Below are 22874 nucleotides of genomic sequence, written 5' to 3' on the forward strand. Positions count from 1 at the left end.
CGAAGTGACTGGCTCCGAAGCACCCCCCTCGTTCCGGCTCGCGTACGTCCCGGGGGTCACACCCGCCAAGTGGGTACGGACCTGGAACGAGCGGTTCCCCGCCATCCCGCTGGCCCTCGTCGCGGTACCCGCCGCCGAGGCGTTCGGCCTGCTGCGGAGCGGTGGCGTCGACGCGGGCTTCGTGCGGCTGCCGGTCGACCGGACCGACCTCAGCGCGATCCCCTTGTACACCGAGACGACGGTGGTCGTGGTCCCGAAGGACCACGTCGTGGCGGCGGTCGACGAGGTCTCCACGGAGGATCTGGCCGACGACATCGTGCTGCACCCCCTCGACGACACCCTCGACTGGGAGCGCCTGCCGGGGAAACCCGCGTTCGAGCGCCCCGCCACCACGGCGGACGCGATCGAGCTCGTGGCGGCGGGCATCGGAGTCCTCGTCGTCCCGCAGTCCCTCGCCCGCCTCCACCACCGCAAGGACCTCACCTACCGGCCGGTCACGGACGCCCCCGAGTCGCGCGTCGCGCTGTCCTGGCCGCAGGACGAGACCACCGACCTGGTGGAGGACTTCATCGGGATCGTCCGCGGCCGGACGGTCAACAGCACGCGCGGTCGTACCGCTGCCGCCGCCCAGCCGAAGTCCCAGCCCGCGCCCAAGCGCTCCGACGGGCGCGGCGGCGCCCGGCAGAAGCCCGCGGCGGGCAAGGCGAGCGGCAAGAGCGCACGCGGCGGCGGTTCGGGATCCGCCAAAGGCGGAACCAAGGGCGGAGCGAAGGGTGGGCCCAAGGGCGGAGCCAAGCGCGGCAAGCCCCGCCGCCCCTGACCCCTCAGTCGGCGATCATCCGGTTGCCCAGCCACGCGCCGCGCTCCGTGCCGCGCTCGCGCTGACGGCGTACGAGGTACCGACCGGGCGCGATGCCGGTGCCGCCGTGTTCGGGGTGGATGAGGTACACGACCTCCGAGGCATCGATCATGCCGAGGGCGAGCCCCGCGGGGTCGCGCACGGAGGTCGTCCAACGGCAGGTGCCGGCGTCGGCCACGAGGGAGTGCGGGTTGCCGCCGGCGGCGCTGCGGAGCAGTTCGACCCCCACGGCGGGGACGTCTTGCCGGCGGGCGTGCGGGAACACACCGACATGCCGTGCCACGAGCCCGTACGGGATGACGATCAGGTCGCCCTGGGCCTGGAGCCCGTCGACGACCGGGATGGTGACCTGGCGCTCCAGGTGGTCCAGGACGTCGAGGCCTGTACGGGTGGTGAGTTCGGCGAGGGTCATGGTCATGTGTGCATCACCTTTGAGGGTTTCGGGTGCGGGGTCAGGTGCGGCGGACGAGCTGCGCGTAGTGCTCCGCGGACAGGCCGTAGGACCAGCCGGCGGCGGCGAGCGGGTCATCGAAGTGGGCGGGCACGCTCAGGCCGTAGCGGCGGCGGCGCCCGTCCGGTTCGACGGAGCCGTTGACGGCGAGCAACAGGCGCGCGGGACGGCCCCAGAGTTCCCTGGGCACGTCGTAGAGGTGCAGTTCGGAGCCCGGGTTGCCGGGGTCGTCGGCGGTGGCGACGAGCCGGAGCCCTGCCTGATCGATGTAGGCGCTCCAGCCGATGCGCTCGATGGCGGTGCGGCGGACCTCGACGTTGCGCTCGGCGTGGATGCGTTCGACCGTGGGTTCCGCGATGACCCAGGGCGGGACAAGGGTGCCGTGCAGGACATGGACCGCCGTGCCGTCCGCGAACCGTACGGCCGGGCCGTCGTCGCGGTGCAGCCGCAGTTCGCCGTGCTCACTGTTGGGCTGGGGTTCGGTGTGGATCTCGGTGGGCCGTTCGGCCATGACGCACCGGCCCTCGCCGGGCCACCACCAGCCGGTGGTCCTGGCGAGTTCGGCCCAGAGGGCGAGCCGCTCGACCGCCTCGCGGGGGTACCTGGCCAGCCCGGTTCGGGCGTACACGTCGTAGTAGGCGATCCAGTGGGCGTCGTGCTGGCCGTACCAGGTGATGCCGTCGAGGCCGCCGGACGTCGGCATCAGATCCGTACGCAAGGGGGCGCGCACGCAGTGGTGCAGGGTCGCCCGTAGGGCGGCATGGGCGACGGCGTCGACCGCGCCCCGTACCGACCGGCCCTCGGTGGTCACGGCGAGAGACAGGCGAGAACCGTCCCACGAAGTCATGTGCCCGGTGATCGCGTCGAGGTCGCCACGCAAGTTCCCGACCAGGCAGGCGAGTCGGGTGGACACGCCCTGGTCGTACGATCCAGCCGGCGGGGACGCGGCTCTCAACCGCACGGGCGGAAAGGCACGTGAGTCGTCGAGCACGAGCGACAGTGCCGCCGTCGGAGACGGAACCCATGCGAAGTGCGGCGGCGGTTCCCCGACCAGGCGGTACAGCTCGGTGACGGCAGCCTCGGCCCTCGGCCGGTCCGCCGGGCGTGCGGCCAGACCGTGCTTGAGCCAGTTCTCGCTCAACAGGCGTGCCAGAGCGACGCGTTCAGCCGACGACTCGGGCTGGGGAAAGAGTCGGCGCGCCTCACGCGCGCCACGAGAAGATCCCCCTCGGGGATCGGTCACGGCGCTCACCAGAGGATGGCGGTGTCCGCCTTTCGGTTCATCATGCGAGGGATCGTGACAGCGCGGCCGGAGATCCGCAAGGATTTTTCGAGGGCGTCCACGCGCCTCGCGGACTACCGACCCTTGCGGGCCGCGTAGGCCCGCGCCGCCCGCACCCGGTTGCCGCACTTCGTGGTGCACCACCGGCGGGCCGCGTGCGAGCGGAGAAACCACCGGGTGCAGTCGGCGGCCGCGCAGGGGGCGAGCTGCGGGGACTCGGGACCGGCCACAAGATGCTCGGACCGAGCGGTGTCGGCGTGCTGTGGGGACGGCGTCGGCTCCTCGCGGATCTGCCGCCGTTCCTCACCGGCGGTTCGATGATCGAGGTCGTCGAGATGGACCGTACGACGATTCTGCCGCCGCCCCAGCGCTTCGAGGCGGGCGTTCCGATGACGGCGCAGGCGGTGGGCCTGGCGGCCGCGGTGGACTATCTCCAGCGGCTGGGCATGGTCGAGGTGGCCGCACACGAGGAGCAACTCACCGCCCGCGCACTGGAGTTGCTCGGCGAGATTCCCGGGGTACCGATCGTCGGCCCCGGCGGGCTCACCGATCGCGGCTCCGCGGTGTCGTTCACGGTCGACGGCATCCACCCGCACGACGTCGGTCAGATCCTGGACGAGCGGGGCGTCGCCGTACGCGTCGGCCACCACTGCGCCCGCCCGATCGTGCGGCGCTACGGGATCCCGGCGACCACCCGCGCGAGCTTCTACGTCTACAACACCCTGGCAGAGGTCGACGCTCTGGCCGAGGGCGTCCGCGCAGCTCAGCGGTACTTCGGGGACTGATCGGCCGGCAGGGCCGATGGTTCTTCCCAGAGTGATCGCCGAGAGGTCTTGACCTGGAGCGCGCTCCAGGTTCTAGCGTTCTTGTCATGACCAGCGGACAGCCCCTCCCGCACCACCAGGAGCCGACGCTCACGATCGCCGAGGTCGTCGAGCGCACCGGACTCTCGCACGACACGTTGCGGTACTACGAGAAGGCAGGCCTGATCGAACGGGTCGGCCGGACCACCGGGAACCAGCGGCGCTACGAGATGGCCGACCTGGCCTGGCTGGAGTTCCTGATCCGGCTGCGCGAGACAGGCATGTCGATCGCGGACATGCAGCGGTTCGCACAGCTGCGGGCCCGGGGCGACGCCACGGTCCCCGACCGGCTCGCGATGCTCCGGGAGCACCGCGCCGACCTCGGGGACCGCATCCGCGCACTGCGCCGCAACGCGGCCGCCCTCGACGACAAGATCGACCACTACGAACGGCTGCTCGACCAGCCGGGATCGGACGACCTCTCATGAGCAACGCCACCACCCTGAACACGGCCACCACCCGCGAGGAGCGCTTCGAGCACGGCCTGGAAGTCCTCCAGCGGGTGGACGGCGAGGCCGGGCAGCGGGTCGTCGACGCGCTCGCCGACATCAACCCCGAACTCGGTCACCAGATCGTCGCCTGGGCCTTCGGCGACATCTACGACCGGCCCGGACTCGCCCCGCGCGACAGGCAGTTGGTGACCCTCGGCATGCTCACCGCGCTCGGCGGCTGCGAGGCCCAGCTCGACGTGCACGTCAACGCCGCTCTGAACGTGGGCCTCACACCGGAGCAGATCGTCGAGGCGCTGCTGCACTCCGCGGTGTACTGCGGTGTCCCCAAGGCGCTGAACGCCACGTTCGCGGCGAAGAAGGTGTTCGCCGAGCGTGGGCTGCTGCCCGTCGGACAGCAGCCCACGACGTCGGCCGACCCTTCCTGAAGGGCTACTTCTGCTTGATCCTCAGGAGGGTCACGGAGTTCGCCGGGAAGGTGTACGTGAAGCGGTCGGCGACCCCTGCGAAGGTGGACCTCACCGGGGCGACCGCCGTGGCCGTCTCCGAGTTCACCGCGTCCGGCGCGGCCTGCAGTGTGGTGACGGCGGCCTTGCGGCCCACCTTCGCCCCACCCAGGTCGATCGCCGCGCACGAACCCGGGATGGAGGGCGGCGATCTTCTCGGCGAGATCCCTGCGCAGACCGTGCCCCTTGTACATGTCCCGGGGCAGTAGCGAGATCATGTCGAGCGCAACGGGGCCGGCCGCGGCGACGGTGAGGCGTCCGCTGGTGCTGCTGCGGGCCGCGGTGAACGTCGCCCGGTACTTGGCCCAGCCGCCGCGCACGGTGACCCGGCGGGCCTCGGCGAGCGTGCCCTCGGGGTCCTGCAGCGTCACGGTCACGGCCGACGTGGCGTCGGCGCGGGCCCACACCGAGAAGTCGTACGCCTTGCCGCTCTCGACCGAAATCCCGGTGTTGTAGCCGGAGTTGGTGACCGACGAGCCCCCGTCCAGCGAGAGATAGGCGCGGTTGCGGGCGCTGAGCCGCCCATCGTCGTTCACGGCCTTGGCGGTGCCGGAGACGGTCCAGGAGGTGAGCGGCGTGAAGGAGTTGTTGTCGGCGGTGCTGCACTCGAAGGACCGGTTCTGCACGAGCTCCGCGTACAGGCCGCCGTCCGCGGCGCGGTTGATGTCCTCGAAGAAGACGCCGTACATGGTGTCGTCGATCTTCGCGCCCGAGCCCTTCGGGTCGACGGTGATCGCGTAGTCGGTGACGTCGGCGGCGGCGCTCGCCGGAGCGAGCCCGGATACGACGGTGGAGGCCACCAGGACGGCGGTGGCCGTGAGTCCGAGTCTCCAGCGGGTGCGGGTGGGTGACATGGATACTCCGCGGCTCTGCAGTGTTGAGTTGTTCGAAATATCAGATGTCGATCAGTACTTCGAACGGCAAGATAGGGAGGGGGCCGGAGTGCGTCAATGGGTCGCGCGGCATCGGATGGGATGGAGAGCGGGTCGGTATGGGCGAGTTCTGGCCAGTGGCGGACGTACTGGCCTACCTGACCGGCAACTGGCGGGTGGAGCGCTCGGTGCGGGATCCGGCGAGCGGCGCCGAGGGCCGGTTCACGGGGACGACCGTCTTCTCGCCGCTCGAAGACGGCGGCGACGGCCTCCTCCATCGGGAGTCCGGGACCTTCGTCTGGCAGGGCACGTCACGGCCCGCCGAGCGGACGCTGTGGTTCCTGCCGGGAGAGCGCCCGGGCAGCGCGGCCGTACGGTTCTCCGACGGCCGCCCCTTCCACGATCTGGACCTGACCACCGGGCGGCACATTGCCGACCACCCGTGCGCGGCGGACCTCTACCGGGGCGAGTTCACCGTCCGCGACGAGAACCGCTGGCGGACCGTGTGGCGTGTGCGGGGGCCCGCGAAGGACCTGGTGCTCACCACCGACTACGCGCGCGTGGACTGAGAGAACGCGCCGTCGAAGCGGAGGTTCCAGCGGCCGGCCCGGCCGGTGACGGTGGTCGTCGACAGGGGGCGTACATCGATGTTCCAGTACGTCGAGGGCGGCGCCTTCAGGGCGTAGACCAGGGCGGCCCGGATCACGGAGGGTTCGGCCACGGCGACGATGCGCCCGCCGTCGTCGGCGGGCCTGGTGTCGAGCCAGGCGCCGACGCGAGCGATGAAGGCCAGCAGCGATTCACCGCCGTGGGGCGTGGACCGTGGGTCCGCGAGCCAGGCGTCGACGGCCTCGGGTTCACGGGCCATCGCCTCGCCCAGCGTGAAGCCGCGCCAGCGGCCCATGTCGCAGTCGCGCAGGGCGAGCTGGACGAGTGGCGCGTACCCCAGGGCGTCGCCGGTGGCACGGCTGCGTGGCGTCGGCGAGCAGTAGCGCAGCTCGGCCGCCGCCAGCGACACCAGCTCGGGGGCGGCTCGCTGCACCTCGTCCCAGCCGGCCTGATCCAGCGGCCGGTCGTCCTGGAAGCGCTCCGCGAGCAGCGAGGAGCTGCGCGCGGCGGCGACGAACGTGACCCGAAGATGCATGCGGAGATCGTGGAGCGCGGGACTCCGCAGGTCAAGGGGGGTTACGCAGGGTATTTACGGGCTCACTGGAGCGGGTCCGCCGAGCGGGCTTGCCCGCGCGGGCTCCGACGCACCGTTTTGCTTCTTCGCCTCCTCCGCTCCTTCCCGTCCCGTGTCCGGGGGCTGCCGCCCCCAGCCCCCGGCATCGGTCTCAACGGCGTCGTCCTCGAACGCCGGACGGGCTAGGAACCTCCGGCGGCGGCCGGCCAAGAGACCTCCGCACACGCCGTCCGCAGTCTGCGTACCCCCTCGGTGATCTCCTCCGTCCCCGCCACCGCCGCGAAGCTCAACCGGAGGTGGGCGGCCGGGGGTTCGGCGCTGAAGTAGGGGCGACCGGGGGTGACGGCGACGCCCGCGCGGAGGGCGGCGGTGACCAGGGCGGCCTCGTCCGCGCCGTCGGGCAGGCGCAGCCAGAGGTGGTAGCCGCCGAACGGGATGTGAGGGAGGGAGAGTTCGGGGAGGTCCAGCCGCAGCGCGGTGGTCATCGTGTCGCGGCGGGCCTTCAATTCGGCGCCCAGGGCGCGGAGATGGCGGGGCCAGGCGGGAGAGCCGACGAGTTCGAGCGCGGCCTCCTGGAAGGGGCGCGGCACGAAGAAGGTGTCGACGACCTGGATGGCGCGCAGCCGCTCGAGTACCGGACCGCGCGCGGCCAGTGCGCTCACCCGGAAGCTCGGCGAGGTCGCCTTGGTCAGCGAACCGACGTGCACGACGACTCCGTCGGGGTCCTCGGCGGCCAGCGGCCTGGGCAGCGGGCCCGCGTCCTCGTGCACCAGGCGGCGTACGAAATCGTCTTCGACCACGAACGCGCCGGCGTCGCGCGCGATGCGCAGCACCTCGCCCCGCCGTTCGGGCGCAAGGACGGCACCTGTCGGGTTCTGGAAGAGCGGCTGGCAGACGAAGACGCGGGCGCCGGTCGCGCTGAAGGCGTCGGCGAGCAGTTCGGGCTTCACACCGTCGGCGTCGACGGGCACCGGCACGGGCCGCAGTCCGGCCGCGCGGGCGATCGCCAGCATGCCCGGGTAGGTGGGCGATTCGACCAGGACCGGCGCCCCGGGGGGCGCGAGCGCGCGCAGGGCGGTCGTCAGCGCGGACTGACCGCCCGCCGCGATGAGCACCTCGGCCGCGGTGATGGCGCCCCCGATCCCCCGCGCGAACCACTCGCGCAGTTCCGTGAGCCCTTCCATGGGCGGCCTGGACCAGGCGCCGGGACGGCGCCCGGCCCGGGACAGGGCCGCGCCCATCGCCCGCTCGGGCTGCAGCGACGGGTGCAGATAGCCGCCGTTGAACTCGACGACACCGGGCGGCGGGGCGGCGAGCGAGACGAGGACGCCGGACGCGTCCACCGTGCGCGGTACGAGTTCGGCCGCGGCGTCCGCGCTGAGTGCGAGCTCCTGCCAGGCGGTGTCGCCGGTGGGAGCGGGGGCAGTACGCGGCTGCGCCCGGAACGCGCCGGCACCGGGCCGGGTGACCACAAGACCCTCGGCGGCGAGCTGCGCCAGCGCCCGCGACACGGTCACCGGACTCACCCGGAACCGCTCCACGAGTGCCCGACTCGACGGCAGCTTTCCACCGGGCGAGTAGCGGTCCAACTCCCGACGCAGCTGATATGCCAGATCCCCCACACTGCTACGCTCTTGCATGAGAACAAAGGATAGCGCTACTGCAGGGACCCCGATAGCGGTTGTCACCACCGGGACCCCCGCGAGCGCCACTGCTCGTAGCGCCGCCACCGGCACCCCTCGGACCGCTGCGAGGGCCCGCCGCTCGGGCACCCTCCAAGCCGCCCTCGGCGTCACAGCCTTCTCCCTGACCTTCCCTTCCACCGCCTGGGGCCTGGAGGGCTTCGGACCCTGGTCCCTGGTGGCCGTGCGCAGCGTCCTGGCTGCGGTCATCGCGGGCGGCTGCCTGCTGGCGCTGCGTGTTCCGGTGCCGGGCCGCCGCCACCTGGCGGGGCTGGCCGTCGTCGCCGCGGGTGTCGTGGTCGGCTTCCCGCTGCTGACGACGCTGGCGCTGCAGACGTCGACCACCGCCCATGCGGCCGTGGTGGTCGGGCTGCTGCCGCTGACGACCGCGCTGTTCTCGGCGCTGCGCACCGGGGCGCGGCCCTCACGGATGTTCTGGGTAGCGGCCGTCGCGGGCGCGGTCGCGGTGATCGCGTTCACCGTGCAGCAGAGCGGTGGCGCGCTGACCGGCGCGGACGCGTATCTCTTCGGAGCGCTGCTGATCTGCGCGGCGGGCTACACCGAGGGCGGTCGGCTCGCCCGTGCCATGCCGGGCTGGCAGGTCATCGGCTGGGCGCTGGTCCTGTGTCTGCCGCTGTCGGTGCCGGGCGCGCTGATCGCGCTGTCGCAGGAGCCCGTGCAGCTGACCACGCACAGCGTGACGGGCCTGCTGTGGGTGTCGACCGTGTCACAGTTCCTCGGCCTGGTCGTTTGGTACCGCGGCATGGCATCGATCGGAATTCCGAAGGCCAGCCAGTTGCAGCTGGCGCAGCCGCTGCTCACACTGGTGTGGTCGGTACTGCTCCTTGGCGAGCAGCTCACACCGGCCGCACCTCTGACGGCCGCCGCCGTTCTGGTGTGCATCGCACTCACTCAACGAGCGCGGGGCTGACCGGCACGCAGGGGCCGGGCCAACCGGCGCGACCGGCCGTAGACCTGCGGCCACGGACCGTTACTCCCGTACACGACGAGGAGACCGTTCAGATGCGTGCATCCGAGGGCGACCAGCTCGTGCAGCACGGCAGGGTTGTCGGGCAGCACGACAAGGTCGGGGAGATCACCGAGGTCCTGGGAGCGGAAGGCAATCCCCCGTACCGCGTGAAGTTCGAGGACGGGCACGAGGGACTGTGCTCACCGGGCCCCGACACCGAAATCCGCCACAAGGACATGATGCAGTAGCCAGCAGACAGGCAATCAGCACGGAGTTCTCGCCGGCTGCTGATAGTGGTCGGCGAAGACCCGTGCCATCGCGCCGATGCGATCCGCGCCGACCTCCCTGGCCGAGAAGAAGACGTGCCCGCGCACCTGCGGGTGGTCGCGGGCGAGCGTGAGGTGCCGGGAGAGTTCGGCCGGGTCCTGCCAGGCCGCGGGCTGCGCCGGATCGCCCGCCTTGTACAGCGCCTCACCGACGTACAGCTGCACGCCCGTGCCTTCGGCGACCGACGACCACCAGGGCAGGAGTTTCGCGTAGTCGGCGGCGGCGAGTCCGATGTTCCAGTACAGCTGCGGGCAGATGTAGTCGATCCAGTGTTCCCGGACCCACTTCCTGGTATCGGCGTGCAGATCGTCGTAGGTCTGCACGCCGGCCCGGGTCGGCGAGCCGAGCCCGTCGGTGGTGGCGTTGCGCCACACCCCGAAGGGGCTGATCCCGAAGCGCGCCGCGGGCCGGATCTCCTTGATGCGGGCGGCCGTCTCCAGGACCAGGCAGTCGATGTTGTCGCGCCGCCAGGCGGCCTTGTCCGGGAAGCCTGCGCCGTGGGTCGCGTACGTCGCGTCGTCGTCGAAGACCTGGCCGTCGACCGGATACGGGTAGAAGTAGTCGTCCCAGTGCACGGCGTCGATCTCGTACTTCTGCACGGCGTCGAGCATCGCGTCCTGGACGAACCCTCGGACCTGGGGCAGCCCGGGATCGTAGTAGAGCTTCCCGCCGTAGGGCACGACCCAGTCGGGGTGCTCGCGGGCGGGGTGGTTCGCCACGAGCCTCGTCGGGTCGGTGTGGTGGGCGATCCGGTACGGGTTGAACCAGGCGTGCAGCTCCAGGCCGCGCGCATGGGCCTCCGTCACCGCGGTGCCCAGCGGGTCCCAGCCGGGGTCCTTGCCCTGGACACCGGTCAGGTACTGGGACCACGGCTCGTACGGCGAGGGCCACAGCGCGTCGGCCGTGGGGCGCACCTGGAGGATGACCGTGTTGAGGCGGAGGCGAACGGCGGTGTCGAGATGGTCGAGGAGTTCGGCACGCTGCCGGCCGGCGGTCAGGCCCGGCCTCGACGGCCAGTCGCGGTTGGAGACGGCGGCCAGCCACATCCCGCGCAGCTCGCTCGCGGCCCGCGCCCGGTCGCGACCCCGGGAGGACGGGCCCGGGGATGCGGCGGTGTCCCCCACTGTCGCAAGCCCGGAGAGCGTCGCCACGGCTGCCACCGCGAACGCCCGACGCGACAGTCGTCCCATCTCCCACACCCCGCTACGCAGCGGATCCGCGCCGTCACGGATCGTCTCCGCGCCCAGCATGCCCGACCCGGACGATCGATCATCGATACTTCGGAGTAACGTGCACGATCGGAGCAGGCACCGAACAACGGGGATCCTGCCAGTGCCGTAGATCAGCGAAGGGGACGATGTGACCGACATCGAACGCGTCGGAGTCGTGGGCTGCGGCCAGATGGGAGCGGGCATTGCCGAGGTGTGCGCCCGCGCCGGTCTGGACGTCAAGGTCGCCGAGACCACCGGTGAGGCCCTGGAGATCGGCCGTACCCGGCTCTTCAACTCCCTCTCCAAGGCGGCCGAGCGGGGAAAGATCTCCGAGGCGGAGCTCAAGACCACCCAGGACCGGCTCAGCTTCACCACGGACCTCGGCGAGTTCGCCGACCGCGACCTGGTGATCGAAGCCGTCGTGGAGAACGAGCAGGTGAAGACCGAGATCTTCCAGGTGCTCGATCAGGTGGTGACCCGGCAGGACGCGATCCTCGCCTCCAACACCTCCTCGATCCCGCTGGTGAAGCTCGCCGTCGCCACCTCGCGCCCCGACCAGGTCATCGGCATCCACTTCTTCAACCCGGCCCCGGTGCAGCAGCTCGTCGAGCTGATCCCGGCGCTGACCACCTCCGAGGGCACGCTCAGCCGCGCCCAGCTGTTCGCCGAGAAGGCGCTCGGCAAGCACGCGATCCGCGCCCAGGACCGTTCGGGCTTCGTGGTCAACGCGCTGCTGATCCCGTATCTGCTGTCCGCGATCAGGATGTTCGAGTCGGGCATCGCGAGCCGCGAGGACATCGACAACGGCATGGAACTGGGCTGCGCCCACCCGATGGGCCCGCTCAAGCTGTCCGACCTGATCGGCCTCGACACGGTGGCCTCGGTCGCGTACTCGATGTACGAGGAGTACAAGGAGCCCCTGTACGCCGCTCCCCCGCTGCTCCAGCGCATGGTGGACGCGGGTCGCCTGGGCCGTAAGTCGGGCTCGGGCTTCTACACGTACGGCCAGTGAGCCGAGGCGCTGACTACGGTCCGTATATCTCGGGCAGGCGCGGGCCCGGCGCCCTTCTGGGTGCCGGGCCCGCGCCATTCACACACCGTGTGCGCGCCGGGCTCGCATATGCCCCTCGCACACGCTCCCCACGTGTCCACCAGGCGAGTTGACTTTCCGTGCGCATGTAAGGGATGTGCCGACTACGGAAAGGAGCGGACTCGTGACCGCCGACCCCGAGCATCCCGTGGCCCCAAGGGAACTCGCAGAGTTACGCCGGTCGCTCGAAGTGGGCTTCACCCGCATCGAGGGCGGACTGGCGTTGCTCACTCAGCGCGACGACCAGACCGCCAAGGATCTCGACGACCTGAGCGCACGGGTCGTCGCCCTCGAGCACACCCGCTGGCCACTGCCCACCCTCGCGGCCGTCGCGGCCGTGGGCGCGACGGCCGTGGCGGTCTGGCAGGCTCTGGGCCACTAGGTATCTGGACGCGTGGGGGGGACGGATCAGGGCAACGCGTCCTGCCCGAGCCTGAGATGGTGCAGAAGGAGCAGTGCGGCAGCCATGTTGGCGGCCGGGACCTCGCCGCGGGCGACCATGTCGGGGACGAGCTTTAAGGGAACCCATTCCCTTCGGTCCGATTCGAAGTCGTCCACAGGGTGTCCGATGTACGCGCCCTCGTCGGCCCAGAAGATGTGGTGCCGGGCGTCGGTGAGCCCGTTGGAGGGCTCGACGCTCATCAGATGCCGCAGGGGTCCCGGCCGCCAGCCGGTCTCCTCCTCGAGTTCGCGGGCCGCCGCGACGGCGATGTCCTCACCGTCCTCGACGACACCCGCCGCGAGTTCCCACCCCCAGCTGTCGGTGATGAAGCGGTGCCGCCACAGGAGCAGCACCTCATTGGCCTCATTCACCACAGTGGCCACGGCCACCGGCCGCAGCCGTATCAAAAAGTGATCGAGGTGCCGACCGTCCGGCAGCTCCACATCTGCGAGATTGACGCTGAACCAGCGGTTTGCGTACACAGTTTGTTCGTTCTGTTTCGTCCACTGCACGGTTCTGCCACCTTCCGCCGAGTAGATGGCAATATCGCAGCAGGAGTGTCCTCACAGCAGGCTCACAGCGGTCGGGGCACGGTGCAGCGGCAGCGCAGGCACGGTGTTCTGAAGCGGCACGCGGTGTTTCCGGAGCACATGTCTACAGCGGTACGCGCAGTGCCCCGTCGATGAGTTCGGCGGCCTCGGCCGTGCCCGCACAGCCGCTGCGCACCAGGTGTTCGCGCACCGCGCGGAGTCTGTCGCGCAGTCGCTGCGACTCCATACCCCGCGCCTGTTCGGCCATTTGGACCGCGGTGGCCACCGCCTTGTCGGCATTGCCCTGGCGCAGCTCGATCTGACTGAGCATGGCGAGCCTGTGCACTCGTCCCCGGTCGTGCGCCGGGTTGTCGACAGCGGCTATGGCGTGCTCCCCCGCCGCCACCAGATCGCCGAGGCTGAGCAGCGCCTCCGCCACCTGCACGTTGACCAGGCCCGGCTGGACATAGCCGGTCTCGTCGGGCTCGTAACCCCGACGGATGCGCTCGGCGGCCTGTTCGGCACGCCGGATGCAGGACAGTGCGCTGCTGCCATCACCGAGGTGTGCGTACGCCTTGGCCTGCATCGCGTAGAGATCGGAGGCGAGCGCCGGAGTGATGTGCCGCCCCGCGGCGCGCAGTGCGGCCTCGGCGAAGGCGACGGACTGCCGGTACTCACGCATGAACAGCGACTGATTGACGAGCAGGGCTATGACATAGGCCCCAAGTCCCCTGTCCCCGCTGGCCTTCGCCAGACGCAGCGCCTGGTGGAAGTAGCGCTGGGCGAGTCCGTGGGCGTCGGAGTCGTAGGCGCAGATCCCCGCGATGGCGACCAGACCGCCGGTCGCGCGGTGGAGTTGGCGGCCGGTGGCGTCGGTGTAGCTGCCGCGCAGCAGAGGTGCCGTCTCCGAGTTGAGGAAGCCGACGATCCGGGTGCGGGTCGCGATGCCGCCGGCCTTGCGGTACATCTGCTCGTAGTGGGCGCGGGCCGCGCGCAGCATCTCGATGTCGGCCATGCTGACGCGGTGGCGTCCGCCGCGCGAGACGTCGACGTCCTCGGGCGGGTTCTCCCATTCCCACACCGGCATCACGGCGGGCGTTCCGGTGACGGCCGGTGCGCCCAGGATGTGCGGGCGCTGCTGTTCGTCGGAGCGCCACAGGGCGGTGGCGCGCTCGACGAAGCCGGAGAGCGAGGTGCCGTGCGGGGTGGACGGCTCGCCGGGCACGCCGAGGCCGATGTCGTCGAGCGTGACCGGCCGGTGGAGTCGGCCGGCGAGCACCTCGCAGATCAGGTCGGGCACCTGGCCGCGCGGGCGCTGGCCCTTCAACCAGCGTGCCACGGCGGTGTGTTCGTACCTGAGCGCGAGACCGCGTGCTCTCCCCGCCTGATTGACGTGGGCGGCGAGTCCCGCGTGCGAGATGCCCGCCTCGTCGAGAATCGCGTCGAGCAGAGTGTTGGGCTGCATGAAGGCCCCCCGGGTGGCTCGGTGCCGACAGACTAGTGCGTACCGTTTCGCACGGGGTGTGAAACGAGTGCCCGTATCCGGGCAGTACGCGCGCTGTCGCAGAGCGTTTCTGGCCGGTTGACTGAAATGCCTCGCAAGAGGCCGGCCGGGCCGCCGGCTCCCCCTCGTACAGTGCGGCGGCCCGATTCCGCGCCGTCCGCCCAGCTGCCTGCCCGACACTCCGTGGCGGGGCGGACGGCCCCGCCGGTTGCACAGCCCCGCGTCCCTAGCTATAGCTAGTGCGCTGCGCCAGAAGTTCGTCGGTGGATTCGCGCCTTGCCCGGCCGGGTTGGTTGTCCGCCCATCCAGCCCCGGCCTGCGAGTATTCGGCCAAGTCGGCGGCAGTGGGGCACCAAGAACTAACGACGAATTGATGGCGCAGGACACTAGGGCCTGTCCGGCGGATCAGATGGAGGGGACCCGCGTCTGCGACCTGATCTGCCGGACAGGCCCTAACGGGGCGCGTGGTGGGCCACGGCGTGCCCCTGCTGCAGGGAGACGCGACTGCGGTCGTTGCGCAGCACGAGCACGGCCACGTCATCAGCGGGTCTGCCGCCGGTGTGACGCAGCAGCCCGGTGAGGACTGCGCGCAGGATGGACTGGGGTGAGACGGGCTGGGTACGGACGGCTTCGGTGAGCTTGGCCGGGAGCGGGAAGAAGCGGCCGCGGCCATCGCGTGCGTCCTCGACACCGTCGGTGTGCAGGAACAGCACCTCGCCGGGAAGAAGTTGGCCGCAGCGCACGGCGGGCAGCTCGGCCGGGAGCGGGAACGGCCCCAGCGGGGGCAGCGGGTCGGCACACACAAGTGGTTCGGCCCGGCCGCCGCTCAGCAGATACGGCCAGGGATGACCGCAGTTGAGGGCGTACACCTCGCCGTCGCGGCGGATCTCCAGCAGCAGCACGGTGACGAACTCCTCGGCGACCGGACTGTCCGGATCGAGCCCGGCCGAGGGGTGCTCGGCCCGGGCCCGCTCGCGCAGATGCCGGGCCAGCGCGCGCTCAAGTCTCCTCAGTACGCAGCCGAGTTCGGGCTCGTCGTGCACGGCCTCGCGGAAGCTGCCGAGGACGGCGGCGACGGTTCCGATGGCGCCGAGCCCGTGCCCGCGGACGTCGCCCATGACGATCCGTACGCCGTACTCGGTGGCGATCACCTCGTACAGGTCACCGCCGACGCTCGCGCCACGGTCCGCGGACAGTTGGGCCGCGGCGACGCTCAGCCCGTCGATGCGCGGGGGCAGCGGCCGCAGCAGCACGTTCTGGGCGGCGCCGGCGACCTTGCGGATCTGCCTGAGCTCCCGCAGCAGCGCCCCTCTGACGTGGAGTATCAGGCTCGTGCCGACCGCGAAGAAGACGGCGCTGGTGACGATCCGGGCGCCGAGCCCGTTCTGCTGCGCGAGCGGGCAGGCCATCTTGTACGTGATCGCCACCGCGCCCCAGGCGATGGGCAGCCCCATGCTGAGTGCCCGGCGCAGCGGTGGGCGCTCGGCCCGGCGAACCGAGTGGTCGAAGCCGCCACGAGGGGCACGTCCGCGGACCAGCCGGGGTCTTCCTCCGCGCACCGCCCGAGTGAGCCCGGCCTGCAGGGCGTCGCCCCGGCCCCGCGGCCCGAGGGCCGCCCGGGCCAGCACCCGTGAATGCGTCCGGAGCCTTGCCCGGCAGGGAGCCCCAGCCTTGATACGGATCATGCCGATTGGCCCCCCAATAGGCCCTGACAGCGCAGACGGCCTCCGAGAGGCCGGTCCGATTCTGTCGACCGTGCGCCCCGATCGGGCCAGATCGCCCGGACTTCTCACCCGAATGAGTGAGACGCCTTCGGATACATGCATTTATGCAGGTGGGCGCCAGGGCAGGCGCCCCGGAAAGCGGCGCGGGGCCGGGTGACACGGCGCGGCTCCGCCGCGTGGGCGCGACCGGTTACGGGCCTCGGACGCCCCGATAGATGCGCACGGAACCCCGATGGACGCGCAGGGAACTGCGCGGGGAACTACGCGCCCAGCCGCGCACCATCCGCAGCCGACAGACGACCCGCAGTTCCCCGATACAGCCGGCGGAGCCCCTAGGCTCCGCGCAGCACGGCCTCCGTACGCTCGGCGGCCAGCGCCACCGCAGCGTCGCGGGCCGCGGACGCCTCGTCCACGGTCAGCGTGCGGTCGGCGGCACGGAAGCGCAGCGCGTACGCGAGGGACTTCTTGCCCTCACCGAGCTGCTCGCTGTTCTCGTAGACGTCGAACAGCCGGATGGACTCCAGCAGTTCACCGGCGCCCTCGCGGAGCGCGGCCTCGACGTCCGAGTGCGGGACGAACTTGTCGACGACCAGCGCGACGTCCTGCGTGGCGACCGGGAAGGTCGAGATCTTCGGGCCCTTCGGGAGACCCTCGCTCGCCTGCTCCAGCGCGTCCAGGTCCAGCTCCATCGCGCAGGTGCGCGCGGGCAGGCCCAGGGTCTTCAGGACACCGGGGTGCAGCTCACCGGCGTACCCGATGACCTGCTCCGCGCCGCCCACGCGGACCGCCAGCTCGGCGCAGCGGCCCGGGTGCCACGGACCGTACTGGCCGGAGCGGACGAGGAGCTCGGTCCCCGCCTCGTGGGCCAGGGTGCGCGCGGCCTCCACCGCGTCGGCCCAGTCCGCCGGGCGGCCCTTGCCCCACCAGCCGGCCTGCTCCCGTGCGCCCGCGAGGACGACGGCGGCGTGCCGGGGCTGGACGGGGAGCGCGGCGGTGAGCGACGCGATCTCCTCGTCGGTGGGGCGGCGGTCGACGGGCAGCCGCCCGGCGATCCGCAGCTCCTCCTGCGGGTGGAAGACCAGGCCCGTCTCGAAGAGTGCCAGGTCGTGCGAGCCTCGTCCGTCGTTGCGGCGCAGGGCTTGGAGCAGGCCCGGCAGCAGCGTCGTACGGAGCGCGGGCTCCTCGTCGGAGAGCGGGTTGACCAGCTTGACGACCTTGCGCTTCGGGTCGTCGTCGGCCAGGCCGAGCTGGTCGAAGACGTGCTCGCCGATGAACGGGTAGTTCAGCGCCTCGACGTAGCCGGCGCCGGCCAGCGCCCGGCCGATACGGCGGTGCAGCCGCTGCCGGCCGGTGAGGCCGAGGCCCGCGGGGGGCTTGGGCAGCGTGGAGGGCAGGTTCTCGTAGCCCTCGAGACGGATGACCTCCTCCGCGAGGTCGTTCGGGTCCGTCAGGTCGGGCCGCCAGGACGGCGCGGTGACGATCAGCTCGTCCTGCCCGTAGACGTCGCAGCCGACCTGCTGGAGACGGCGTACGACGGTCTCGCGCCCGTAGATGACACCGGCCACCTTGTCCGGGTGGTTCGCCGGAATGGTGATGGTGTGCGGCGCGGAGGGCGCGATGACCTCGGTGACCCCGGCGTCGGCCGTGCCTCCCGCGAGGAGGACCAGCAGATCGACGGTCCGCTGGGCCGCGGCGGAGGCGGCCTGCGGGTCGACGCCGCGCTCGAAGCGCTTGGACGCCTCGGAGGCCAGCTTGTGCCGGCGGGCCGTGCGCGCGATGGAGATCGCGTCGAAGTGGGCGGCCTCGATGACGACCTCGGTGGTGGTGCCCTCGGTGTCGTCGATCTCGGTGTTGGCGCCGCCCATGACCCCCGCGAGGCCGATCGGGCCGCGGTCGTCGGTGATCACCAAGTCCTCGGCGTCGAGCGTGCGCACGACGCCGTCGAGGGTGGTGAGCTTCTCGCCCTGCTCGGCCCGGCGCACGCCGATCGCGCCCTGGACGCGGTTGCGGTCGTAGGCGTGCAGGGGCTGGCCGAGCTCCAGCATCACGTAGTTGGTGATGTCGACGGCGAGCGAGATCGGGCGCATGCCGGCCTTCTGCAGGCGCCGCTTCAGCCAGATCGGAGAACGTGCCTCGGGGTCGAGACCCGTCACCGTGCGCGCCGTGAAGCGGTCGCAGCCGCGCGGGTCGGCGACCTGCACCGGGTAGCCGAACGCGTTCGGCGCCGGCACGTCGAGCAGCGCCGGGTCGAGCAGCGGCCGCCCGTACGCGATGGCGGCCTCGCGGGCCACACCGCGCATCGACAGGGCGTAGCCGCGGTCGGGCGTGACGGCGATGTCGAGGACCTCATCGACGAGCTGGAGCAGCTCGATGGCGTCGGTGCCGACCTCGTGCTCCGGCGGCAGGACGATGATGCCGCCGCTGCCGTCGTCGCCCATGCCCAGCTCGTCGCCGGAGCAGATCATGCCGTGCGAGGTCTTGCCGTACGTCTTGCGCGCGGCGATCGCGAAGTTGCCGGGCAGGACGGCGCCCGGCAGGACCACGACGACCTTGTCGCCGACGGCGAAGTTGCGGGCGCCGCAGACGATCTCCTGCGGCTCACCCGTGCCGTTGGCGGTGCCGACGTCGACGGTGCAGAAGCGGATGGGCTTCTTGAACTCCGTCAGCTCCTCGATGGTGAGCACCTGGCCGACGACCAGGGGGCCCTTGAGGTCGGCGCCGATCTGCTCGACGGTCTCGACCTCGAGACCGGCCGAAATGAGGTTGGCCTGGACGTCGCGCCCGGTCTCCGTCGCCGGCAGGTCGACGTACTCCCGCAGCCAAGAAAGCGGGACCCGCATCAGATCTCCATCCCGAACGGCCGGGTGAACCGGACGTCACCCTCGACCATGTCTCGCATGTCTTCGACGTTGTGGCGGAACATCAGCATCCGCTCGATGCCGAACCCGAAGGCGAATCCGCTGTACTTCTCCGGGTCGACGCCGCAGGCGACAAGGACCCGCGGGTTGACCATGCCGCAGCCGCCCAGCTCGATCCAGCCCTCGCTGGAGCAGGTCCGGCAAGGGCGGTCGGGGTTGCCGACGGACGCGCCCTTGCAGACGTAGCAGAGCATGTCCATCTCGGCGGACGGCTCGGTGAAGGGGAAGTAGTTCGGGCGCAGCCGGGTCTTCATGTCCGAGCCGAAGAGCGACTGGACCATGTGGTCCAGGGTGCCCTTGAGGTCGGCCATCGTCAGACCCTCGTCGATGGCGAGGAGCTCGATCTGGTGGAAGACCGGGGTGTGCGTGGCGTCCAGCTCGTCCGTGCGGTACACGCGGCCCGGGCACACGATGTAGACGGGCGGCTCGCGGTCGAGCATGGCGCGGGCCTGTACCGGCGAGGTGTGGGTGCGCAGCACGACACCGGACTCGCCGTGGTCGCCCGTCGGGCCCTCGACGAAGAAAGTGTCCTGCATCTGCCGGGCCGGGTGGTCCGGGCCGAAGTTCAGCGCGTCGAAGTTGAACCACTCCGCCTCGACCTCGGGGCCCTCGGCGACCTCGTATCCCATGGACACGAAGACGTCGGCGACCCGCTCCATCATGGTGGCCAGCGGGTGGCGGGCGCCGGCCGGTACGCGGTCGTAGGGCAGCGTGACGTCCACCGCCTCCTCGACCAGCACCCGGGCGTCGCGCTCGGCCTCCAGCTCGGTCTGGCGGGCGGCGAGGGCCTTGTTCACGGCGCCACGGGCCTGCCCGACCAGCTTGCCGGCCGCGGCCTTGGCGTGCGGGGGCAGGGCTCCGATCTCGCGGTTGGCGAGGGCCAATGGCGAGGTGCCGCCGGTGTGGGCGACCTTGGCCTCCTGGAGCGCGTCGAGGTCACCGGCGGCCGCGAAGGCGGCGAGCGCCTCGTCCCGCATGCGCTCGATCTCTTCCGGTTTCAAGGCCTCGACCTCTACAGGGTCGTACGACTTATTCGGTGCCGACATCTCTTCCCGTGCTTCCGGTTGGCTGGCGGATGGTCCCCGTCAACGACTCGGAGACGAATCGTCCACAGATGAGAGGACGCAAAGGTGCCAAAGGCCGAGTCTAACGGGGTGGGAGCCTGCCTCGGACGCGCAGTCCAAGGGGTGGCTCCGGTGCGCGTGCGCCCGTGGGGCCTCTTCGGCGTTACAGCAGATACGCCGGGGTGCCCACGGGCAACGTAAATCGGAACTCGGCGCCGCCGCCGGGGGCGCGGCCGACCGTGATGGTGCCGCCGTGGGCCTCGACGATGCCCTTGACGATGTAGAGCCCGAGCCCGGTGCCGCCGCGCTTGCTGCCCCGCCAGAAGCGGGTGAAGACGCGGTTCATGGACTCCTCCGGGATGCCGGTGCCCTCGTCGCTCACGATGACCGACGTGGCCGCGTACTCGCCGTCCTCCCGTTCACGCGGGGACGCCGAGGGCGCTACGTCGATCGTGACGGTTCCCTCGCCGTGGCGCACCGCATTTTCGAGCAGGTTGCTGAGCACCTGGTCGATCTTGTCGGGATCCGCCCAGAGAGCGGGCAGGGGCTGTTCGAGGCGGAGCAGGAAGCGGTCGGCGGGCTGGCCCGCGGTGACGTACGCCTGGATGTGGCGGCCGACGGCGGCGCCGATGTCGACGGGCTGGCGGCGCACCTCGAGGCGCCCGGAGTCGATGCGGGAGATGTCGAGCAGCTCGGCGATGAGCCGCGTGACGCGGTTGGCGTCGGCGTCGACGGTCTCCAGCATGAGCTTTTTCTGGTCGTCGGTGAAACGCTCCCACTTGGCCAGCAGTGTCGCGGTGAAGCCCTTGACGGAGGTGAGCGGCGAGCGCAGTTCATGGGCGACGGTGGCGATCAGCTCGGCATGGCTGCGCTCGGTGCGGCGGCGGGCCTCGGTGTCGCGCAGGGAGACGACGACGCGGTGGATGGGGCCGGTGGGGTTCGTCCGCACATAGCGAGCCGAGACGAGGACCTCACGGCCGCCGGGCAGCAGCAGATTGCGCTCGGGCTGACCGTTGCGGATCGCGAGACCGCCGTACGGGTCGGTGAGCTGCCACCAGCGGCGGCCCTCCAGGTCCTCCAGAGGCAGGGCCGACTCGAGTCGGCGGCCGAGGGCCTCGGAGGGAGGAACGGCGGTGATACGAGCCGCGGCGGCGTTGAAGCAGATCACCCGGCCCTGCTCGTCGGCGACGACGAGTCCGTCGGGCAGGTCGTCGGGGTCGATGCCCAGCTCGGCTTCGAGCTCGGCGCCGGGGTCGACCGCGGCACCGGCTTCGAGTGCGGCTTCGCGCTCGGCGGCGAGCTCACCGCGCCGGGACGCGGGTGTGCCGCGCACGTCCCGTGCTCGCGGCGCCTTCTGGGCACCGCTCGTGCCGACACTCATCCCCGTACCCCACCTCTCGTCTGGCAGTGGGCCCCCGAGCCCATCACCCTACTAGCTGTCGGTGACGGAACGGCACCCTCCGGAGGCGCGCTGTGCACGGGCGGATGCATAGAGACATACGGCGGCGGCCGTGGCGAGGTTCAGACTCTCGGCCTTTCCGTGAATCGGAACGCGCACGACGGCATCGGCCAGCGCGCGGGTCTCCTCCGGAAGCCCCCACGCCTCGTTCCCGAACACCCAGGCGGTGGGCCCGCCCATGGTCCCCTTGTCGAGCTCGTCGTCGAGATCGTCGTCACCGGCGCCGTCGGCGGCGACAATCCGCACCCCCGCGCCCTTGAGCCCCTGCACGGCCCGCTCGACGGGCACGCCGACGGCGACGGGGAGATGGAACAGCGAGCCGACCGAGGCCCGGACGGCCTTGGGGTTGTAGAGGTCGACGGACGCGTCGGTGAGGACGACGGCCTCGGCGCCGGCGGCGTCCGCGCACCTCAGTACCGTCCCGGCGTTCCCGGGGTCCCGGACGTGCGCGAGTACGGCGACGAGCTTGGGCTCGGCCCGGAGGATCTCCTCGAACGGCGTGTCCAGGAAACGGCAGACCCCGACCAGCCCCTGCGGGGTGACGGTCGTCGAGATGTCGGCGATCACCGCCTCGTCCGCGAGATGCACACGCGCGCCGGCGTCCCGGGCCTCCCCGACGATGTCGGCGTACCGCTCCGCGGCCTCGACGGTCGCGAAGAGCTCCACCAGCGTGGCGGCCCCGTCGGCCCGGTGCGCCGCCGCCTCTCGCACGGCCTGCGGCCCCTCCGCGAGAAACAGCCGCTCCTTACCCCGGAAGTTCCGCTTCTCCAGCCGCCGCGCGGCAGAGACACGAGGCGAGCGCGGGGAGATCAACTCGGGGGCGGCAGCCATGGGTTCACCTTCGGTGGGTTACGGAGAGTGGTTCAACGCCCGCCGCACCGGGCTGAACCGACGACGGGGATCTCGTGGACGGTGGGTCTCGCATCCGCCGCCGAGCACAACAGCAGGCTGTCGTGTGCGGCTGCGGCTGCGGCTGCGGCTGCGGGCGAGTATCCCGGCAAGCCGGAGCCTTCACCCTCGCAAGCGACCGGAGCCTTCAGCCGCAGCCGACCGGAGCCTTCACCCTCGCAAGCGACCGGAGCATTCAGCCGCAGCCGACCGGAGCCTTCACCCTCGCAAGCGACCGGAGCATTCAGCCTCGGCCGACCGGAGCCTTCAATCGCGGCGGCGAGCCGGGAGCCCCCGCCCTGGCCCGGGAGTGCGTGTAAATTCCCGTGGCTGCTTCGCCCAGGGCCCGCACCGCTGCGCGGGCGAGCGTCTCTCGCCATGACAGCGGCTGAGGCTTCCCGTCCGCGGTGGGGTCGTTCCCGCAGTGGTGGGTGAGCCCCTTGCCGCCGACAGGGAGCGTGGGCCCTGCGGGCGAGGCCCTTCGCCCAGGGCGGCAGCCGCCTCTTCCCGCCGCGACGGCACTCGGCCGCGACGGCGGACTCCGGGCGGTGCCGAACCGGGCGGAGCGACGCGCAGCGTACGGTCCACGGCCCGGCCGCA

23 protein-coding genes and 2 pseudogenes are annotated in these 22874 nt (G+C 71.4%); 10 read left to right on the forward strand and 15 right to left on the reverse strand.

Annotated features, from left to right (window positions below; genetic code table 11):
• Positions 1-4: 4 nt before the first annotated feature.
• A complete protein-coding gene (locus OG390_RS09950; RefSeq protein ID WP_406166756.1) occupies positions 5-820 on the forward strand; it encodes a LysR family transcriptional regulator substrate-binding protein in 816 nt (271 codons plus the stop codon).
• Between the two features lie 4 nt (positions 821-824).
• Here the strand turns inward: OG390_RS09950 and OG390_RS09955 are convergent, their stop codons facing one another.
• The 3 genes from OG390_RS09955 to OG390_RS09965 all read right to left on the reverse strand — a co-directional run bounded on the left by OG390_RS09955 (position 825) and on the right by OG390_RS09965 (position 2822).
• Positions 825-1277, reverse strand: coding sequence for a hypothetical protein (locus OG390_RS09955; protein WP_406166758.1), 453 nt, complete (start codon positions 1275-1277; stop codon positions 825-827).
• 34 nt (positions 1278-1311) lie between these two features.
• A complete protein-coding gene (locus OG390_RS09960; RefSeq protein ID WP_406166760.1) occupies positions 1312-2553 on the reverse strand; it encodes a DUF6745 domain-containing protein in 1242 nt (413 codons plus the stop codon).
• Between the two features lie 113 nt (positions 2554-2666).
• Positions 2667-2822: a CGNR zinc finger domain-containing protein gene (locus OG390_RS09965; RefSeq protein ID WP_406166762.1), complete on the reverse strand. Its 156-nt coding sequence runs from the start codon at positions 2820-2822 to the stop codon at positions 2667-2669.
• On the opposite strand from OG390_RS09965, the pseudogene OG390_RS09970 reads away from it, so the two are divergent.
• From OG390_RS09970 to OG390_RS09980, 3 genes and pseudogenes are all read left to right on the forward strand, one after another.
• Positions 2814-3377, forward strand: a pseudogene (locus OG390_RS09970) (aminotransferase class V-fold PLP-dependent enzyme); the annotation flags it as partial. The gene OG390_RS09965 and the pseudogene OG390_RS09970 overlap by 9 nt on opposite strands.
• Positions 3378-3463: 86 nt before the next feature.
• Positions 3464-3883, forward strand: a complete 420-nt coding sequence (locus OG390_RS09975) for a MerR family transcriptional regulator (RefSeq protein ID WP_399076504.1) — start codon at positions 3464-3466, stop codon at positions 3881-3883.
• Positions 3880-4332: a carboxymuconolactone decarboxylase family protein gene (locus tag OG390_RS09980; protein ID WP_406166764.1), complete on the forward strand. Its 453-nt coding sequence runs from the start codon at positions 3880-3882 to the stop codon at positions 4330-4332. Before OG390_RS09975 ends, OG390_RS09980 begins: the two co-directional genes overlap by 4 nt.
• A 4-nt stretch (positions 4333-4336) precedes the next feature.
• Here OG390_RS09980 and OG390_RS09985 read toward each other — a convergent pair whose 3' ends face one another.
• Positions 4337-4507, reverse strand: a complete 171-nt coding sequence (locus tag OG390_RS09985; RefSeq protein ID WP_406178361.1) for a hypothetical protein — start codon at positions 4505-4507, stop codon at positions 4337-4339.
• 25 nt (positions 4508-4532) lie between these two features.
• A pseudogene (locus OG390_RS09990) lies at positions 4533-5264 on the reverse strand (carbohydrate binding domain-containing protein); the annotation flags it as partial.
• A gap of 137 nt (positions 5265-5401) precedes the next feature.
• Between OG390_RS09990 and OG390_RS09995 the strand changes: the two are divergent.
• Positions 5402-5851, forward strand: a complete 450-nt coding sequence (locus tag OG390_RS09995; protein ID WP_406166766.1) for a DUF6314 family protein — start codon at positions 5402-5404, stop codon at positions 5849-5851.
• Here the strand turns inward: OG390_RS09995 and OG390_RS10000 are convergent.
• Complete coding sequence (locus OG390_RS10000) at positions 5833-6426, reverse strand: histidine phosphatase family protein (protein WP_399076513.1); 594 nt, start codon at positions 6424-6426, stop codon at positions 5833-5835. The two genes, OG390_RS09995 and OG390_RS10000, sit on opposite strands and share 19 nt — an antisense overlap.
• Before the next feature lie 221 nt (positions 6427-6647).
• Positions 6648-8105, reverse strand: coding sequence for a PLP-dependent aminotransferase family protein (locus OG390_RS10005; protein WP_406166768.1), 1458 nt, complete (start codon positions 8103-8105; stop codon positions 6648-6650).
• On the opposite strand from OG390_RS10005, the gene OG390_RS10010 reads away from it, so the two are divergent.
• Both OG390_RS10010 and OG390_RS10015 read left to right on the forward strand, forming a co-directional pair.
• Entirely contained in the window at positions 8104-9078 is a 975-nt protein-coding gene (locus OG390_RS10010; RefSeq protein ID WP_406166770.1) for a DMT family transporter, read from the forward strand. The genes OG390_RS10005 and OG390_RS10010 overlap by 2 nt on opposite strands.
• Before the next feature lie 92 nt (positions 9079-9170).
• Entirely contained in the window at positions 9171-9365 is a 195-nt protein-coding gene (locus tag OG390_RS10015) for a DUF1918 domain-containing protein (protein WP_406166772.1), read from the forward strand.
• Between the two features lie 15 nt (positions 9366-9380).
• On the opposite strand, the gene OG390_RS10020 is transcribed toward OG390_RS10015, so the two are convergent.
• Positions 9381-10634 carry a glycoside hydrolase family 10 protein gene (locus tag OG390_RS10020; RefSeq protein WP_406177589.1) on the reverse strand — a complete coding sequence of 418 codons (1254 nt, stop codon included), beginning with the start codon at positions 10632-10634 and terminating at the stop codon, positions 9381-9383.
• Between the two features lie 169 nt (positions 10635-10803).
• Between OG390_RS10020 and OG390_RS10025 the strand changes: the two genes are divergently transcribed.
• Positions 10804-11667 (forward strand): 3-hydroxybutyryl-CoA dehydrogenase, encoded by an 864-nt coding sequence (locus tag OG390_RS10025; protein WP_406166774.1) that lies wholly within the window; start codon positions 10804-10806, stop codon positions 11665-11667.
• Positions 11668-11869: 202 nt separating this feature from the next.
• The gene (locus OG390_RS10030) at positions 11870-12127 is read left to right on the forward strand and encodes a hypothetical protein (RefSeq protein WP_399076523.1); all 258 of its coding nucleotides are present in this window, start codon (positions 11870-11872) and stop codon (positions 12125-12127) included.
• Between the two features lie 26 nt (positions 12128-12153).
• Here OG390_RS10030 and OG390_RS10035 read toward each other — a convergent pair whose 3' ends face one another.
• The 7 genes from OG390_RS10035 to OG390_RS10065 form a co-directional block, all read right to left on the reverse strand.
• The gene (locus tag OG390_RS10035; protein WP_095933127.1) at positions 12154-12699 is read right to left on the reverse strand and encodes an NUDIX hydrolase; all 546 of its coding nucleotides are present in this window, start codon (positions 12697-12699) and stop codon (positions 12154-12156) included.
• 142 nt (positions 12700-12841) lie between these two features.
• Positions 12842-14182, reverse strand: coding sequence for a transcriptional regulator (locus OG390_RS10040; protein ID WP_399076525.1), 1341 nt, complete (start codon positions 14180-14182; stop codon positions 12842-12844).
• 491 nt (positions 14183-14673) lie between these two features.
• Entirely contained in the window at positions 14674-15675 is a 1002-nt protein-coding gene (locus OG390_RS10045; protein WP_406177591.1) for a PP2C family protein-serine/threonine phosphatase, read from the reverse strand.
• 602 nt (positions 15676-16277) lie between these two features.
• A complete protein-coding gene (gene pheT / locus OG390_RS10050; protein WP_406166777.1) occupies positions 16278-18785 on the reverse strand; it encodes a phenylalanine--tRNA ligase subunit beta in 2508 nt (835 codons plus the stop codon).
• Positions 18785-19909, reverse strand: a complete 1125-nt coding sequence (gene pheS / locus OG390_RS10055) for a phenylalanine--tRNA ligase subunit alpha (RefSeq protein ID WP_406166779.1) — start codon at positions 19907-19909, stop codon at positions 18785-18787. The genes pheT and pheS overlap by 1 nt, the downstream gene beginning before the upstream one ends.
• A gap of 181 nt (positions 19910-20090) precedes the next feature.
• Complete coding sequence (locus tag OG390_RS10060; RefSeq protein ID WP_406166781.1) at positions 20091-21308, reverse strand: ATP-binding protein; 1218 nt, start codon at positions 21306-21308, stop codon at positions 20091-20093.
• 51 nt (positions 21309-21359) lie between these two features.
• A complete protein-coding gene (locus tag OG390_RS10065) occupies positions 21360-22217 on the reverse strand; it encodes a TrmH family RNA methyltransferase (RefSeq protein WP_406166783.1) in 858 nt (285 codons plus the stop codon).
• 122 nt (positions 22218-22339) lie between these two features.
• Between OG390_RS10065 and OG390_RS10070 the strand changes: the two genes are divergently transcribed.
• On the forward strand, positions 22340-22594 hold the full coding sequence (locus OG390_RS10070; protein ID WP_406177593.1) for a DUF1720 domain-containing protein: 255 nt from the start codon (positions 22340-22342) through the stop codon (positions 22592-22594).
• Positions 22595-22874 lie beyond the last annotated feature (280 nt).

It is taken from the genome of Streptomyces sp. NBC_00996 (assembly GCF_045162675.1).
Classification (GTDB): Bacteria; Actinomycetota; Actinomycetes; order Streptomycetales; family Streptomycetaceae; genus Streptomyces.